Source organism: Pseudotenacibaculum sp. MALMAid0570 (genome assembly GCF_040151415.1).
GTDB lineage: Bacteria > Bacteroidota > Bacteroidia > Flavobacteriales > Flavobacteriaceae > Polaribacter.
In genome coordinates this window covers 252,569-268,380 of record NZ_JBDKWF010000050.1, presented here as the reverse complement: position 1 = coordinate 268,380, position 15,812 = coordinate 252,569, and the positions used below count along the sequence as shown (strand labels likewise).

General features: G+C 33.6%; 14 protein-coding genes. 8 read left to right on the top strand and 6 right to left on the bottom strand.

Annotation, left to right across the window (positions count from 1 at the left end; translation table 11 throughout):
* Positions 1-21: 21 nt before the first annotated feature.
* The 4 genes from porL to topA all read right to left on the bottom strand — a co-directional run bounded on the left by porL (position 22) and on the right by topA (position 5,844).
* Positions 22-648, bottom strand: coding sequence for a type IX secretion system motor protein PorL/GldL (gene porL, locus AAON49_RS13475; RefSeq protein ID WP_349555326.1), 627 nt, complete (start codon positions 646-648; stop codon positions 22-24).
* Between the two features lie 36 nt (positions 649-684).
* Positions 685-2,070, bottom strand: a complete 1,386-nt coding sequence (gene porK, locus AAON49_RS13470) for a T9SS ring complex lipoprotein PorK/GldK (protein WP_349555325.1) — start codon at positions 2,068-2,070, stop codon at positions 685-687.
* A 103-nt stretch (positions 2,071-2,173) separates the two neighbouring features.
* Complete coding sequence (locus AAON49_RS13465; RefSeq protein WP_349555324.1) at positions 2,174-3,334, bottom strand: formimidoylglutamase; 1,161 nt, start codon at positions 3,332-3,334, stop codon at positions 2,174-2,176.
* Positions 3,335-3,372: 38 nt separating this feature from the next.
* Entirely contained in the window at positions 3,373-5,844 is a 2,472-nt protein-coding gene (gene topA / locus AAON49_RS13460) for a type I DNA topoisomerase (protein ID WP_349555323.1), read from the bottom strand.
* A gap of 196 nt (positions 5,845-6,040) precedes the next feature.
* Here topA and miaB point away from each other — a divergent pair, with 196 nt between their 5' ends.
* The 8 genes from miaB to AAON49_RS13420 all read left to right on the top strand — a co-directional run bounded on the left by miaB (position 6,041) and on the right by AAON49_RS13420 (position 13,126).
* Positions 6,041-7,495 carry a tRNA (N6-isopentenyl adenosine(37)-C2)-methylthiotransferase MiaB gene (gene miaB / locus AAON49_RS13455; protein ID WP_349555322.1) on the top strand — a complete coding sequence of 485 codons (1,455 nt, stop codon included), beginning with the start codon at positions 6,041-6,043 and terminating at the stop codon, positions 7,493-7,495.
* Between the two features lie 2 nt (positions 7,496-7,497).
* A complete protein-coding gene (locus AAON49_RS13450) occupies positions 7,498-8,718 on the top strand; it encodes a sigma 54-interacting transcriptional regulator (protein WP_349555321.1) in 1,221 nt (406 codons plus the stop codon).
* A 24-nt stretch (positions 8,719-8,742) separates the two neighbouring features.
* The gene (locus AAON49_RS13445) at positions 8,743-9,249 is read left to right on the top strand and encodes an LptE family protein (protein ID WP_349555320.1); all 507 of its coding nucleotides are present in this window, start codon (positions 8,743-8,745) and stop codon (positions 9,247-9,249) included.
* Positions 9,249-9,962 (top strand): DUF8458 domain-containing protein, encoded by a 714-nt coding sequence (locus AAON49_RS13440; RefSeq protein ID WP_349555319.1) that lies wholly within the window; start codon positions 9,249-9,251, stop codon positions 9,960-9,962. The genes AAON49_RS13445 and AAON49_RS13440 overlap by 1 nt, the downstream gene beginning before the upstream one ends.
* The gene (gene secG, locus AAON49_RS13435) at positions 9,959-10,294 is read left to right on the top strand and encodes a preprotein translocase subunit SecG (protein ID WP_349555318.1); all 336 of its coding nucleotides are present in this window, start codon (positions 9,959-9,961) and stop codon (positions 10,292-10,294) included. Before AAON49_RS13440 ends, secG begins: the two co-directional genes overlap by 4 nt.
* A 172-nt stretch (positions 10,295-10,466) precedes the next feature.
* Positions 10,467-10,742 (top strand): co-chaperone GroES, encoded by a 276-nt coding sequence (locus AAON49_RS13430; protein ID WP_349555317.1) that lies wholly within the window; start codon positions 10,467-10,469, stop codon positions 10,740-10,742.
* 19 nt (positions 10,743-10,761) lie between these two features.
* Positions 10,762-12,399: a chaperonin GroEL gene (gene groL / locus AAON49_RS13425; protein ID WP_349555316.1), complete on the top strand. Its 1,638-nt coding sequence runs from the start codon at positions 10,762-10,764 to the stop codon at positions 12,397-12,399.
* Positions 12,400-12,484: 85 nt separating this feature from the next.
* Positions 12,485-13,126, top strand: coding sequence for a DUF6090 family protein (locus tag AAON49_RS13420; protein ID WP_349555314.1), 642 nt, complete (start codon positions 12,485-12,487; stop codon positions 13,124-13,126).
* A 57-nt stretch (positions 13,127-13,183) separates the two neighbouring features.
* On the opposite strand, the gene AAON49_RS13415 is transcribed toward AAON49_RS13420, so the two are convergent.
* Positions 13,184-13,552, bottom strand: a complete 369-nt coding sequence (locus tag AAON49_RS13415; RefSeq protein ID WP_349555312.1) for a heavy-metal-associated domain-containing protein — start codon at positions 13,550-13,552, stop codon at positions 13,184-13,186.
* A 4-nt stretch (positions 13,553-13,556) separates the two neighbouring features.
* A complete protein-coding gene (locus tag AAON49_RS13410) occupies positions 13,557-15,797 on the bottom strand; it encodes a TonB-dependent receptor (protein WP_349555310.1) in 2,241 nt (746 codons plus the stop codon).
* Positions 15,798-15,812: the final 15 nt, after the last annotated feature.

The window sequence follows — 15,812 nt, the reverse complement described above, 5'->3', positions numbered from 1 at the left end:
GTTAAACAATAAATGAACTAATTACTTGCTAGACATTGCAGAAAGCATTCCACCATATACTCCGTTTAGAGAAGATAAATTGCTAGCCAATGACTCCATTTGCTCTTTTAATCTTTCAGAGTTTTCTATCATTGAGTTGTTAATTTCTGCTTGCTTATTAGCATTTTCCATCTGAACTTCATACAGTCCAGTTAATGATTCCATTTGAGTCGCAGCTTTTTCAACTTGCTCATTGTATTTAGCAGTAGTAGAAATAGATTCTGAAGCTACGCTTAAACCTTCTGCAGCTGTATGAAAGCTTTTGATGCTGTTACCAAGGTTATTCATTAACTCGGTATCTACTTGTGCTTCTTTTAATAAGTTATCTAATTTTTGAGACAACATTCCGTTTGCTCCTGAAGCTTCTCCGTCTTCGTCTCCTAATTCAGGGTAAACTTTAGTCCAGTCTAAATCGTCTTCAACAGGTTCAAATGCTGAAATAGCAAATACAACAGCTTCAACAGCCATACCAATTGTAAGCATCATTCCTCCAGTAAGAGGACCAATGTTAAAGTGCATAATTTTAAATAATGCTCCTAAGATTACAATTGCAGCTCCGATACCGTAAGCCATGTTAAATAACTTCTTTGTAGATTTTGATTGTGCCATAACTAATTATGTTTTGGGGGTTAGTATTAATTATTATTATTTGTTTGTAATTGACCTTAATTTTCCAAGAGAGTTTTGTACGGTTCTAAATCCGATATAACTTCTTGCCGTATCTGCATATTCATAATCTCTTGTACTTACTTCCAAGAAATACGCTACATCTTTCCAAGAACCTCCTCTTATGATTTTTCTTTTGTTGTTTCTATCTTCAACATTTGGATTCATTGTAGATCCCATGTAGTATGAAGATGCATTGTAAGAAGTGTTAGTCCATTCGGCAACATTTCCTGCCATATTATACAACCCATAATCATTAGGGTTATACGATTTTCCTTCAACAGTATATAAAGCTCCGTCAACTGCATAATTTCCTCTTACAGGTTTAAAGTTTGCTAAAAAACAACCTCTATCGCTAGTAGTACTAGGTCCACCCCAAGGATATTTTGCATATTGAAGGCCTCCACGAGCAGCATATTCCCATTCTGCTTCTGTTGGAAGTCTAAAACTAGGAACAGGAACTGCTCCTTTTTTACCTTTAATTTTATCGTTCTTGTATTTGGTTCTCCAATTACAAAACGCCTCTGCTTGATACCAGTCTACACCTACCACAGGGTAATCTTCATAAGCAGGGTGAAAAAAGTAGTCTTGATGCATTGGATCATTGTATGAATAGTTGAAGTCTTTTACCCATACTGTTGTATCTGGGTAAACATTTACTGTTTCATTTTTAAGGAAATCTTTTCTACTTCCAACACCTTTGGTTGCCGCAGCTCCATCAAACCAAGAATAAGTATAGTTTAAAAACTTAGGGTCAAAGGTTCTAATTCCATTACTAGCTTCATCTTTTTTGATGTATAGAGAGTCCATAACCTCTGTGTAATACTCGTCTGGGTATTCACTTGTATCCCAAATAATTTCTCTTTCCCAATTCAATGGTTTTAAAGAGTCTAATCCAGTACCTATGTCGTAGTAGTTCTCGAACATATATTTTTCATAGGCAGTGGCGTTAGAAGTATCTATTACAGCAAAAGCGTAATCATAGATTCCACCAGACTTTGCAGCTCCAGCTGTATCAATCAAAGTTCCTCCGGCAGCAAAATCTGCCATGTAAGCTAATTTGGTTCTAGTAATTGAGTCTCTTACCCAATGAACAAATTGTTTGTATTCTGAATTGGTAATCTCCGTTTCATCCATATAAAATGGTCTAACAGTAACTGTTCTTGCCGGAGCACTCATTGTTCCTACCACATCTTCATCTTGTTTACCCATTGTAAAAGATCCTCCAGGAATAGATACCATTCCAAAAGGTCTTTCAGCAAACCACTTATTTTGAGTTCTTACACCAAGAAGCTCTCCTCTGTCATTAGATCCACATCCGTATAAGATGGTTAACAAAAATGCATATAATGCTGCTTTCTTCATATTTTTATAGTCTTTCCTAAAAAAGTCCGTAAACCTAGAGTTTTTTTTGTAAAAATACAATCTAATGTACTCTTTTTAACGTAAACTTTTCTATGTCTTGTACTTAAACCATTTTTCTTTGTGCCTTAAACCACCTTTCAGGAATAACTTGCTCAGTAGTTTCTAAATAATCCTGATAGGTACATGGTATTAACGCATGTCTTTTATATTTATTATCCTTTATCAAATTTATCTCCATCCACCATCTTCCAGTCTTGTCGCTTTTGTAAAAATTGATAGGGTCATCATTATCTAATAAAACTGTAAATTTTTGATAATCTTCTTTTGTACTGAAAGGATAATCTTTTGCTCTAAAGTTAACTCCTTCAATAAAATACCAAATCATCTGAGCTATTAAATGTGCTGTTTGATAATTAGAATCATATTTAGAATTATACTCGTAAATTCCGAATGAAGATACTTTATCACTTATCCCTGCGTATCTTGCTATAGCGCATATTTCCTCTCCATAAAATCCATTTGGAGATACATTATTATTTGCTGGCGCATCGCTTTGCCTAACAGCTCCTATATCTATACTAACGATATCTGCATCTCTAAATACTGGCTCAACAATTTCTAACTTTTTTGCTTCTCCTAACCTAAATGCATCAAAATTCAAACTATGAATCAGATTGATTTCTTCCTGAGAGTTGAAATAAGTCTGATATCCTATGTTGCTATAATTGAATAAATTATTAGGCTCTTGCATAATAATCTTACTTAAATAAGACTTAGAAGACAACTCATCTTCTAATGTTCCTAAATCGAACATGCTATCAACAGCAACCAAATTTACCGTTTGCTCTAATTGATCATAAGCTCTGTAATTAGAAAAAGTAGCATCTTGACCTCCTCCTATAATAATTGGAATGATATTTTTCTTAAGTAAATCTCTTACAACTTGAGTAACTGCAAAGTGAGTATCTGAAGTAGCATTTCCCTTCTTGATGTTTCCTAAATCGGCAATTTTTGTACTCCAATTACCTGGAAATAACTGATACAAATGTCTGCGTATGTGATGCAAGTCTTTTCCGCTTCCAAAGTTATCTTCTGTATTTCTATCTTCTTCTACACCAACAATAGCCATTTGAACATCACTCAAATCAGGAAATCCATCCGTTTGAGAATGTACAAGAAAGGTTCTACCAAGACTATTGGAAGGTAGTAACACGGAATGTGCAACTACAGAATCTTTTATAGGGGATAAAAAGTCAGAGTTCATTTAAAAATCTAAAAAAACTTTTGCAAGATAATGATTTCTTATTTCTTTTTTGCAGTTTTCTTTTTTGGGGTTTTGGATTCTATTAATTTAATTGCTTCTTCTTTTGTTATTTTATCAATATCTGTGGTCTTTGGAAGTTCAACTTTAATCTTCCCTTTAATAACATTAAATCTTCCCCATCTTGCCTTTTCTACACGTATTTTAACATCATCCCAACTGTGAATTAGTTTTTCTCTTTCTTTTTTCAACTTATCCTCTATCAACTCTTCCATGTCAGATTGAGAAAGATTATCAAAGTCATATTTCTTATTCACATTTATGAACATAGAGTTCCATTTGATAAAAGGTCCAAACCTTCCAACTCCTTTCTGGATGGGAAGATCTTGATAACTTCCTATAGGTGCATCTGCTTTACGTTTCGCTTGAATAAGCTCAACAGCTCTATTCATATCTACAGACATAGGGTTTTCTCCTTTATCTAAAGAAACAAACATTTTTCCAAAGCGAACATAAGGACCAAAGCGCCCATTGGCAACAACTACTTCTTCACCTTCATAATCACCTAATGTTTTGGGAAGTTTAAAAAGATCTAGCGCTTCTTCATATGTAATATTGTTCATAGTTTGTTCTCCTTGCAAACTTGCAAACTTCGGCTTTTCTTCATCAGTAGCTTCCCCAATCTGAACCATAGCACCATATCTTCCTAGACGGACATATACATTTTTTCCTGTTTCAGGATCAATTCCTAACAATCTTTGTCCTTTAGCTCTATCTGCATTTTGAGCAACATCTTCAACAGTTACATGAAAATCTTGATAAAACTCTTTAATCATAGAAGTCCAATCTTCTTTTCCATCAGCTATTTCATCAAATTCATTTTCCACTTTGGCTGTAAACCCAAAATCAAGGATGCTAGAAAAATTCTCTACTAAAAAGTCATTTACAATATTTCCAATATCAGTTGGAACTAATTTTCCTTTGTCAGACCCTACTTTTTCAGTCAATATTTTAGAATTCACCTCTCCGTTTACCAATACAAACTGAGTATATTTTCTTTCAGTTCCTTCAACAGTACCTTTGGCTATATAGTCTCTCCTTTGAATTGTAGAAATGGTTGGCGCATATGTAGAAGGTCTTCCTATTCCTAACTCTTCTAATCTTTTTACTAAAGATGCTTCAGTATATCTGTATGGAGGTTTTGAATACCTTTCTGTAGCCGTAATTGACTGGTTATTTAAAACTTCTCCTACTTCTAATTTCGGAAGCATTCCAGCTTGCTCTTCATCATCATGATCTGTTCCTTCAAGGTAAACTTTTAAAAATCCTTCGAAAGTGATTACCTCTCCATTAGCAACAAACTGTTTCTCGTTTTTGTTATTATTAATTTTCACAACAGTCCTTTCAAATTGCGCTTCAGACATCTGAGAAGCCAATGTTCTTCTCCATATTAAAGCATACAAGCGGTCTTGATCATAATCTACTGAAACAGTATGCTTGCTCATATTTGTAGGGCGAATGGCTTCGTGAGCTTCTTGAGCTCCTTTCGCTTTAGTAGAAAAATTCCTAGGCTTGCTAAACTCTTCACCATAAGAAGAAATAATCTCAGCTTGAGCAGCATTCTTTGCATCTTCAGACAGATTTACACTATCTGTTCTCATATAAGTAATTAATCCTGCTTCATACAATCTTTGGGCCATCAACATGGTTTTTGCTACTGGAAACCCTAATTTCCTAGAAGCTTCTTGTTGCAATGTTGATGTAGTAAATGGTGCCGCTGGTGATTTTTTAGCTGGCTTTTTTTGCAAATCAGCTATGCTATGAATAGCACCAATACAATTCTTCAAAAATGCTTCGGCTTCTTCTTTTGAGGAAAAATTCTTAGCTAATTTTCCTTTGAATTTTTTTCCATTAGAATTAATAAATTCAGCATCTACTCTATAAGTAGCAACAGGAGTAAAGTTTTCTATTTCACGTTCTTTTTCTACAATTAAACGTACTGCAACAGATTGAACTCTTCCAGCAGATAAACCTCCTTTTACTTTTCTCCATAATACTGGAGATAACTCATAACCAACTAATCTATCTAAAACTCTACGAGCTTGTTGAGCATTTACTAAGTTATAGTTTATGTTTCTTGGATTTTCTACTGCATGTAAAATTGCTTTTTTGGTTATCTCGTGAAAAACAATTCGTTTGGTGTTCTCTTCTTTTAACTTTAGTTGTTCAGCTAAATGCCATGCAATTGCTTCTCCTTCACGATCCTCATCACTAGCTAACCAAACTACTTCTGCCTTCTTTGCTAAATCTTTTAATTTTTTAACAACCGATTTCTTATCAGAAGACACGATATATTTAGGCCTAAAATCTCCATCAACATTCACTCCTAACTCCTTTGCAGGAAGGTCAGCAATATGCCCAAAACTAGACTCAACTTGAAAGTCTTTCCCTAAAAATTTTTCAATGGTTTTTGCCTTCGCAGGCGACTCGACTATCACTAAATTCTTTGCCATATATCTTCTAAATTATCAGCAAAATCAAGTCCTTTTTGAAAATGATTTTGGAATGCAAAAGTATATAGTTTTTTTTTATTGTAACTATTTTAATGAAAATCTAAGGGTTTTTCACTCATCTAAAGGAAATATTTTTTTCTGCCAATTTGTCATATTTTTTCCATTTTGGTTGTATCTTTGTAACCAATTTTTGAATATGAAACAGATTGAGAAAGTAATTGATGAAAAAATACAAGGAAAGGCTCTTGTAACAGAAAATAAAGAAGGGAATTCAAAAAAACTCTTCATAGAAAGCTATGGGTGTCAGATGAATATGAATGATAGCGAAATCGTAGCATCTATTCTTTCTGAACAAGGTTTTAATACAACCCAATCTATTGAAGATGCTGATTTGGTATTGGTAAACACTTGTTCGATTCGAGAAAAAGCTGAGACGACTGTTAGAAACCGCTTAAAAAAATACAACGCTGTAAAAAAAATAAATCCAACAATGAAAGTTGGTGTTTTGGGTTGTATGGCAGAACGCTTGAAAGAAAAATTCTTAGAAGAAGAGAAAATTGTAGACTTGGTGGTAGGACCAGATGCCTACAGAGACCTTCCTAACTTAATTGAAGAAGTAGAAGCCGGGCGTGATGCTGTAAATGTAATTCTTTCTAAAGATGAAACTTATGGCGACGTTTCTCCAGTTCGATTAAACTCTAACGGAGTTTCTGCCTTTGTATCTATTACAAGAGGATGTGATAACATGTGTACTTTTTGTGTTGTCCCTTTTACAAGAGGGCGTGAAAGAAGTCGTGACCCAAAGAGTATTATTGAAGAAATACGCTCTATGCAGGAAAAGAATTTCAAAGAGATTACACTATTAGGACAAAATGTTGACAGTTATTTATGGTACGGAGGAGGCTTAAAAAAAGATTTTAAGAAAGCATCAGAAATGGCGCAAGCAACTGCAGTAGACTTTGCTCAATTACTAGATATATGTGCATCTGAGTTTCCTAAAATGCGATTTCGTTTCTCCACTTCCAACCCTCAAGACATGAGTTTAGATGTAATTCATACAATGGCAAAACATCCAAACATTTGCAAGTATATTCATTTGCCTGTACAAAGTGGAAGTAATGCTATGTTAAAAGCTATGAATCGCCAACACACTAGAGAAGAATACATGGAATTGGTTGATAGCATATACAAAATCATTCCTGAAATGGCATTAAGTCAAGATATGATTGCTGGATTTTGCGGCGAAACAGAACAAGACCACCAAGACACTCTCGATTTGATGGAGCATGTGAAGTATAGCTTTGGTTTTATGTTTGCTTATTCTGAAAGACCTGGTACTCTAGCGGCTAAAAAAATGGAAGATGATATTCCGTTGGAAACTAAAAAACGTAGACTTCAAGAAATTATCAATTTACAACAAAAGCACAGTTTATATAGAACACAACAATATGTTGGTCAAGTTCAAGAAGTTTTAATTGAAGGAACTTCAAAAAAATCCGATTCACATTGGAAAGGACGTAACACGCAAAACACCGTAGTAGTATTCCCAAAAGAAAACTACAAAATGGGTGATTTTGTGAATGTAAAGATTGAAGATTGTACTTCAACTACTCTATTAGGAACCGCACAAGGATATTCCGAAAACAATTAGTTATGGAGAATCTTCAAGCCATCAAACAACGATTTGGCATCATTGGCAATGACATACAACTCAATCGGGCTTTAGAAAAAGCTGTTCGAGTTGCTCCTACCGATATTTCTGTATTGGTTACAGGAGAAAGTGGTGTTGGAAAAGAGAACATTCCAAAGATCATTCATCAACTTTCTCATAGAAAGCATGCAAAATATATTGCCGTGAATTGCGGTGCTATTCCGGAAGGAACCATAGATAGTGAACTTTTTGGCCATGAAAAAGGAGCGTTTACTGGAGCTACTGCAACTAGAAAAGGATACTTTGAAGTAGCAGATGGAGGTACGATTTTCTTAGATGAAGTTGGAGAATTACCTTTAACTACACAAGTGCGCTTGTTAAGAGTTCTTGAGAATGGAGAATTCATTAAAGTTGGGTCCTCTCAAGTACAAAAAACAAATGTTAGAATTGTAGCCGCTACAAACATTAACATGCAAGAAGCTATTGCCAAGGAAAAATTTAGAGAAGACCTTTATTATCGTTTAAGCACTATCGAGATTCACTTGCCTGCTTTACGAGAAAGAAATGAAGATATTCATTTATTATTTAGAAAGTTTGCAGCTGATTTTGCTCAGAAATATAGAATGCCTACTATTCGATTAGACGAGAACGCCACTAATTTACTTTTAAATTACCGTTTCCCTGGTAATATTCGACAATTAAGAAACTTAGCAGAACAAATTTCTGTTGTTGAAGAAAATCGTACTATAACAGGTTCAAAATTGCAGCAATATTTACCAAATCAATCAGGAAACCTTCCTGCTGTGATTGGAAAAACAAAAGATGCAAACGATTTTGCTACAGAAAGAGATATTATGTACAAGATTTTGTTTGATATGAGAAATGATATCAATGATCTTAAAAAATTGACTCTGGATTTAATGCAAAACGGAAACTCTGAACAAGTGCAAGCTGAAAATCATCAATTAATTGAGAAAATTTATCAAGAACAGAATGACGAAATACATCCTGTAGAAGTTGTACAAATTCCACAGCAAACAGATCAAAGCAATTACGATTTTATAGAAGCTGTAGAAGAAGATGAGAATTTATCTTTACAGGAGAAAGAAATTGAGATGATTAAGCGATCATTAGAAAAACATAAAAAGAGAAAACTAGCAGCAAAAGAGTTGGGAATTTCGGAACGAACTTTGTACCGTAAAATAAAACAGTATGATTTATAATGAATTTGTACATTTGAAAAACTTATGAAAAAAAACATCTCTTTTTTCTTTATCGCTATATGTTGTTTAACTTTTTTAGGTTGTGGAGCTTACAAGTTTAACACTGGAAATGTTGGAAATGCAAAAACCATTCAAATTGATTTTTTCCCAAATCAGTCAACCTTGGTAGAACCAACTTTAAGCCAACGCTTCACTCAAGACATGCAAGATTTGTTCTTACGACAAACCAATTTAACTCAAGTCCCTGGTGGTGGAGATTTACGATTTGAAGGAGAAATTGTTGATTACCGAGTAAACCCCATGAGTGCTACTTCTCAACAAACAGCTGCTCAGAACAGGTTAACAATTACTGTAAATGTTCGTTTTTACAATCGTTTAAAAGAAGAAGATGATTTCGAAAAGCGTTTTTCATTTTATTCAGATTTTGATGCAAATTCTCAATTAACAGGAGGTGTATTAGATGCTGCTTTAGAAGAGATTTTAGAACGAATTATTCAAGATATCTTTAATGCTTCTATTGGAAAATGGTAATGTCTACAGAAACATATTCTCAACTATTATATAAACCTGAAGAGTTAAAAAACGAGCAGGTTTCTGAACTAAAATCTATCATTAAAGAATATCCTTTTTTTCAATCTGCAAGAGCCTTGTATTTAAAAGGATTAAAAAATCAAGATAGTTTTCGTTATAATAACGAGCTAAAAACCACAGCGGCTTACACAACCGACAGAGCTGTTTTATTTGACTTTATAACTTCGAAAAATTTTCAAAACAAAGCAGATATTCACCAGCAGATTTCTGAGAAAATTTCAAAAGAAGAACCTGCTGTAGCTGTCAAAGAAATTGAAGTAATTGAAAAAGAATTAGACTTAGGAAAGCCCATTGATTTTAATTCTAAAGAAGCACATTCTTTTAATGAATGGCTCCAATTAGCTGCCAGAAAACCTATTGTTAGAAAGGAAGAAAAAAAATTAGATAAGTTTCAACTTATAGATCGTTTTATAGAAAACAATCCGAAAATTAATCCTGTTGACAAAGGAGAAAAAGTAGACATAGATATTCCAAAAAACAAAGTAGATAAATCTCTAATGACAGAGACTTTAGCAAAAGTATATCTTGAGCAAAAAAAGTTTTCAAAAGCTATAAAAGCCTACGAGATATTAAGTTTGAAATATCCAGAAAAAAGTGGTTTCTTTGCAGACCAAATTAAAAGAATCAGAATTTTACAAAAAAATAAATCATGAGTTATACAGCCTTTTTAATATTAATCTTGATTATTGCTGTAGCATTAATATTAATCGTTATGGTGCAAAATCCTAAAGGAGGAGGATTATCTTCATCTTTTGGTGGTGGCGGAGCACAATCTATAGGTGGTGTTCAGAACACAAATAATTTTTTAGACAGAACTACTTGGACATTAGCCATTGCAATGTTTGCTTTAATTTTGTTAGCAAATTTTGCTATTCCAAGAGGAAACAATAGCGGAGTAAATATAGACAACACAATTAATGATGTAAATACTACCGCTCCAACAACAAATACTACACCTCCATCTACTAACGACTCAGTTCAGTAATTGGAGTAAAGTTATAAATAAAAGAATGCCAACGAAATGACACGTTGGCATTTTTTTTACCCTAAAATACGTTCTCAATTGTTCATCTTGAAAAAATGGCAGTTTCAATCTAATGGCATAATTTCTGACTATTGAGAAAACATAAAAATTACATTAACTAAAATAAAATATAATGGGATTGAATATTCAGCCTTTAGCAGATAGAGTTCTAGTAGAACCCGCTGCAGCCGAAACTACTACCGCTTCAGGTATTATTATTCCAGACAACGCTAAAGAAAAACCTCAAAAAGGAACTGTTGTTGCCGTAGGAAACGGAAAAAAAGACGAACCATTAACTGTAAAAGTTGGAGATACTGTTTTATACGGAAAATATGGTGGAACAGATTTAAAGTTTGAAGGAAAAGATTATTTAATGATGCGCGAAAGCGACATCTTAGCTATCATTTAATTTTATAAAACGAATCGATATGGCAAAAGACATAAAGTTTGACGTAGATGCTAGAGACGGCCTAAAAAGAGGTGTAGATGCTTTAGCAAACGCAGTAAAAGTTACATTAGGTCCTAAAGGAAGAAATGTAATTATCTCGAAATCATTTGGAGCGCCAACCGTAACCAAAGATGGAGTTTCTGTAGCAAAAGAAGTTGAGTTAGAAGACGAGCTAGAAAATATGGGAGCTCAAATGGTAAAAGAAGTAGCTTCTAAAACTAATGATTTAGCTGGTGATGGAACAACAACTGCAACTGTTCTAGCGCAAGCAATTGTTAAAGAAGGATTGAAAAATGTTGCTGCTGGAGCAAATCCAATGGATTTAAAAAGAGGAATCGACAAAGCTGTTAAGGCTATTACCTCTGATTTAGAAAAACAAGCTGAAAAAGTTGGAGATACTTCTGAGAAAATTCAACAAGTGGCTTCTATCTCTGCAAATAACGACAGTACAATTGGAGAATTAATTGCTACTGCATTTGGTAAAGTTGGAAAAGAAGGAGTGATTACTGTTGAAGAAGCAAAAGGAACAGACACATATGTAGATGTTGTAGAGGGAATGCAGTTTGACAGAGGATATTTATCTCCTTATTTTGTTACTGATGCAGATAAAATGATTGCAGATTTAGAAAATCCTTACATCTTATTATTTGACAAAAAGATATCAAATCTTCAGGAAATCCTTCCAATTTTAGAGCCTGTAGCTCAATCTGGAAGACCTCTTTTAATTGTTGCTGAAGATGTTGAAGGACAAGCATTGGCAACTTTAGTAGTAAATAAATTAAGAGGAGGTTTAAAAATTGCCGCAGTAAAAGCACCTGGTTTTGGAGATAGAAGAAAAGCTATGCTAGAAGACATTGCAATTTTAACTGGCGGAACAGTTATTTCTGAAGAAAGAGGTTTCTCTTTAGAAAATGCAACTTTAGATCTTTTAGGAACTGCTGAAACCGTAACAATAGATAAGGATAATACGACTATCGTAAACGGAAATGGAGATGCTGAAGCTATTAAAGCTAGAGTAAATCAAATCAAAGCTCAAATCGAGACAACTACTTCTGATTATGATAAAGAAAAGCTTCAAGAACGTTTGGCTAAATTAGCTGGAGGTGTTGCCGTACTTTATGTTGGTGCTGCTTCTGAAGTAGAAATGAAAGAAAAGAAAGACAGAGTTGATGATGCTTTACATGCTACCCGTGCAGCTGTTGAAGAAGGAATTGTAGCTGGTGGTGGAGTTGCTTTGGTAAGAGCTAAGAAAACCTTAGAAAAAATCACAACTGATAACTTAGACGAAGTAACTGGTGTACAAATTGTAAACAGAGCAATTGAATCTCCGTTAAGAACAATTGTTGAAAATGCTGGAGGTGAAGGATCTGTGGTTATTAATAAAGTTTTAGAAGGTAAAAAAGGGTTTGGATATGATGCAAAATCTGAAGCTTATGTAGATATGCTAGAAGCTGGTATTATCGACCCTAAAAAAGTAACTCGTGTTGCCCTAGAAAATGCGGCATCAGTAGCTGGAATGATTCTTACTACAGAGTGTGCTTTAGTTGATATTAAAGAAGATGCTCCTGCTGGTGGTGGAATGCCTCCAATGGGCGGTGGAATGCCAGGAATGATGTAAAAGACATTCAACATAAATCATATAAAAGCGCTTCAAATTTTGAAGCGCTTTTTTTTATAACTTTAGTGAATCAACTTTCCAAAAAATGAAAAAAATAAATTTTAGATATGCTTTTGGTGAAATTCTAATTGTTATAATTGGAATCTCTATTGCCTTTGGTATTAACAAGTATGCCGATAATTTAAAAACAAGCGAACTTAAACAACAGTACATATCCAATTTAAAGAAAGATCTAGAAGCAGATAAAAAGCAATTAGGTCAAAATATTATAGAGATTGATGCTAAGATAAAAACTACCCAGAGTATTCTTTCAGATTTCAGAGATCCTTCCATTAAAAGAAAACCTATATTTAAAGTATTTCAAATTGCTAACCTGATTACTTTTACTCCTAACAATATTACTTATCAAACACTCATTAATTCAGGTGATCTAAGTCTTATTAATGATTTCGACAAGAGAAAAGCTATCGAAAAGTATTATTCAGGACAGAAGTCTTTACTAGAAGCTTACGAGCGTCAAGAAGTAATTCATAGAGATTATTTAGGAAAGTATTTTATAGAAAATATTGATTATGATAAAATGAGAAAAGGTGAAAAACCTACTGAAAATGAAAGGCTCCTTAAAAACATTATTCAAAGTATGAGCGGTTCTTTATTAATGAAAAAAAGAGCATCTAATTTAGCCATTAAAAGTTGTGATAGCTTATTAATGGTTCTTAACGAATGACAATAAAAAAAGCCTTAATTTCTTAAGGCTTTTTTGTTCTGAAATATTGTTAACACATTAATGCCCATCACCTTTTTTATGTGCATCAACTACTTTTTGATCTCGATACTTGCAACAAGGATCAACAGAATTGTAAGCCTCATCAGAAGCCTTAACAGCTTTCGTATCATGACCTACAGAAGCCATCTTTTTTTGAATTGTTTTCACATTCGTTTTTCTCTCATCAATGATTAAAGAAAGCATATGAGTATTTACGTTCCAAACTGCAAATTTTACTCCTTTTGTGCTCAACGCTGCTTTTTCAATTCTTTTTTTACACATCATACAAACACCGTCTACTTCTATAGAAACTTTTGCATTCTTTTTTTGCGCTTGTGCTGACATTCCAATCAACATAAAAGCTATAATTACTAAAATTTTTTTCATTTTTTTAATCTATTTTAAATCGTAAACCGCTATAAAACATTCTTCCAAATATAGGCGCATATATGATAGTACTATCAAAATTATTGCCAAACGGATTATCACTTGCTAAGATAGGGTTTTTCTGTTTTACGTTTGTTAAATTTTCTCCTCCTAAATACACTTCAAATCTTTTAGAAAATACTTTGGTTACTTGTCCATTTAACAGATTATAACCATTAGAGTATTCTGCCAATTGATATTGAATTGGATTTGTACTTGTATTCGGTAATCTTTGCTCTCCAATAAAATTGTAAGTAAGATCAAATTTCCATTGAGATCCATTTGATCTTTCAACTGTTTCATAAGATGTATTCGCAAAAAAGCGATGATTAGGCGTTAATGGCTTTAGCAACTTACCTGATGTATAATCGGTTTGCACATCATAATATTTATAAGCTACTCTTACATCAAGCTTTTCCAATATAGGATGGTTTATCTCTACTTGAAAGCTATTCGCATAGCTATCTCCTTGAAGATTGTAAAAAGAAATTTCTTGTGGATTTTCCCAATCAACTACCACTTGATTTTGAAAATCTGTTCTGTAAAAATCAAATGTGATATTCCCTTTTCGCTCAAACAAATTAAATCCTTGCATAAACGAAACTCCATAATTCCAAGCTACTTCAGGATTTAAACCATAAATTTTTCCTCCAGAAGGCTGAAGGTTGATCTGTCGTCCGCTAGAAAACAATTGTTGATTTTCAGCAAAAATATTGGCGCTTTTTCTTCCTTGTCCAAAAGAAAGACGAAATGCCGATTTTTCCCAAGGAACATAACGGAAATGAAAACGAGGACTCACAAAAGTGCCTAATAGGTTATGGCTATCCAATCGTAATCCAGCAGTAAAGCTTACTTTCTCTAAATCGTCATAAGCATATTCAAAAAAGACTCCAAATGAATTTTCAATTCTTCTGAAATTTCTGGTGTCAACCAACTCATTATATCCATCATGAGTAAACGAAATTCCAGTAGTGAATTTGTTTCTGGTGTCTCCAATAATAGAATTGAACAAAAAGTTTGAATAAATACTATGATGATCAATATTATAATCTCTTAAACCAAAATAAGAATCCTGTTGATGACTGCTATAAGCCAATTGAAAACCAAAACTTTGAAACGGTAATTCAGGAAATACATACCCAATTTTAGAAGACAAATCGAGTCTCTGCGTTTCTATTTCTCCTCCCCAAGCATTCGTTGTTCCTCTATCTATATCTGGATCAAAATCTGATTGACCTGTTTGCTTAGAATCATTCATATAACGAATATTGATAAAACTCACCCAGCCTTTTTCAGCATCAATATATTGCCAGCGATTCATCAAATTTATTTGATTAGCTAACGGAAAATCTAAAAAGCCATCATCATTTCTATCAAACTTATTTCCTCTATAGTTTCCGTGGATATACAAACCTGTTTGCCATTTTTTAGATAATTTTTGATTGAAATGTGTATTTAATTCCAATCTTCCTCCTAAAGAACCATAAGCATTTAAAAAGAATTTTTTATCAGTAAGTGGTTTTACCAATTCAGCATTGATTTGTCCCGAAATACTTTCAAATCCATTAATAACACTTCCTGCTCCTTTGGTAATCTGAATACTTTCTACCCAAGTACCAGGAGTAAACGTAAGCCCAAAAACTTGCGCAGCTCCTCGTATTGAAGGAATATTCTCTTGTGAGATTAATAAATAAGGACTCTTTAAACCTAACATTTGAATTTGTCGAGTTCCCGTTAAAGCATCAGAAAAGTTCACATCAATTGATGGGTTAGTTTCAAAACTTTCGGCCAAATTACAACAGGCAGCTTTTAGCAGCTCATCACTATTTACCGTAAATACATTAGCTGTTTGTAAAAATGACTTCTGAGTAGCCTGCTTCCTGCTAGTGATTTGCACCTCTTCTAACTGGTTTTCAGGAGTCAAAAAATGATGAATTGTTTGAATACTAGTAACAGAGATCGTATCAGTTTTATATCCTACATAGCTTATAACCAATTTTTTGTACTCTTGCTTATAAGGAATAGAAAACCACCCTTTTTCATCTGTTGTAGTTCCCACGTTGGTGTTTAACCAATAGACATTGGCCCCAAAGACCCCTTGTTCTCCTTTCGGAAAACTTTTATCCATAATCATTCCTTTCAACGTTTGTTGACTGAATGAGATTAGTGGAATTAGCATTAAAATGCTAATACATATTTTTTTCATTGTTAAATTTTAATT

Coding starts and splice junctions, on each gene's coding strand:
- porL (WP_349555326.1), bottom strand. CDS start 648: ATGGCACAATCAAAATCTACAAAGAAGTTATTTAACATGGCTTACGGT.
- porK (WP_349555325.1), bottom strand. CDS start 2,070: ATGAAGAAAGCAGCATTATATGCATTTTTGTTAACCATCTTATACGGA.
- AAON49_RS13465 (WP_349555324.1), bottom strand. CDS start 3,334: ATGAACTCTGACTTTTTATCCCCTATAAAAGATTCTGTAGTTGCACAT.
- topA (WP_349555323.1), bottom strand. CDS start 5,844: ATGGCAAAGAATTTAGTGATAGTCGAGTCGCCTGCGAAGGCAAAAACC.
- miaB (WP_349555322.1), top strand. CDS start 6,041: ATGAAACAGATTGAGAAAGTAATTGATGAAAAAATACAAGGAAAGGCT.
- AAON49_RS13450 (WP_349555321.1), top strand. CDS start 7,498: ATGGAGAATCTTCAAGCCATCAAACAACGATTTGGCATCATTGGCAAT.
- AAON49_RS13445 (WP_349555320.1), top strand. CDS start 8,743: ATGAAAAAAAACATCTCTTTTTTCTTTATCGCTATATGTTGTTTAACT.
- AAON49_RS13440 (WP_349555319.1), top strand. CDS start 9,249: ATGTCTACAGAAACATATTCTCAACTATTATATAAACCTGAAGAGTTA.
- secG (WP_349555318.1), top strand. CDS start 9,959: ATGAGTTATACAGCCTTTTTAATATTAATCTTGATTATTGCTGTAGCA.
- AAON49_RS13430 (WP_349555317.1), top strand. CDS start 10,467: ATGGGATTGAATATTCAGCCTTTAGCAGATAGAGTTCTAGTAGAACCC.
- groL (WP_349555316.1), top strand. CDS start 10,762: ATGGCAAAAGACATAAAGTTTGACGTAGATGCTAGAGACGGCCTAAAA.
- AAON49_RS13420 (WP_349555314.1), top strand. CDS start 12,485: ATGAAAAAAATAAATTTTAGATATGCTTTTGGTGAAATTCTAATTGTT.
- AAON49_RS13415 (WP_349555312.1), bottom strand. CDS start 13,552: ATGAAAAAAATTTTAGTAATTATAGCTTTTATGTTGATTGGAATGTCA.
- AAON49_RS13410 (WP_349555310.1), bottom strand. CDS start 15,797: ATGAAAAAAATATGTATTAGCATTTTAATGCTAATTCCACTAATCTCA.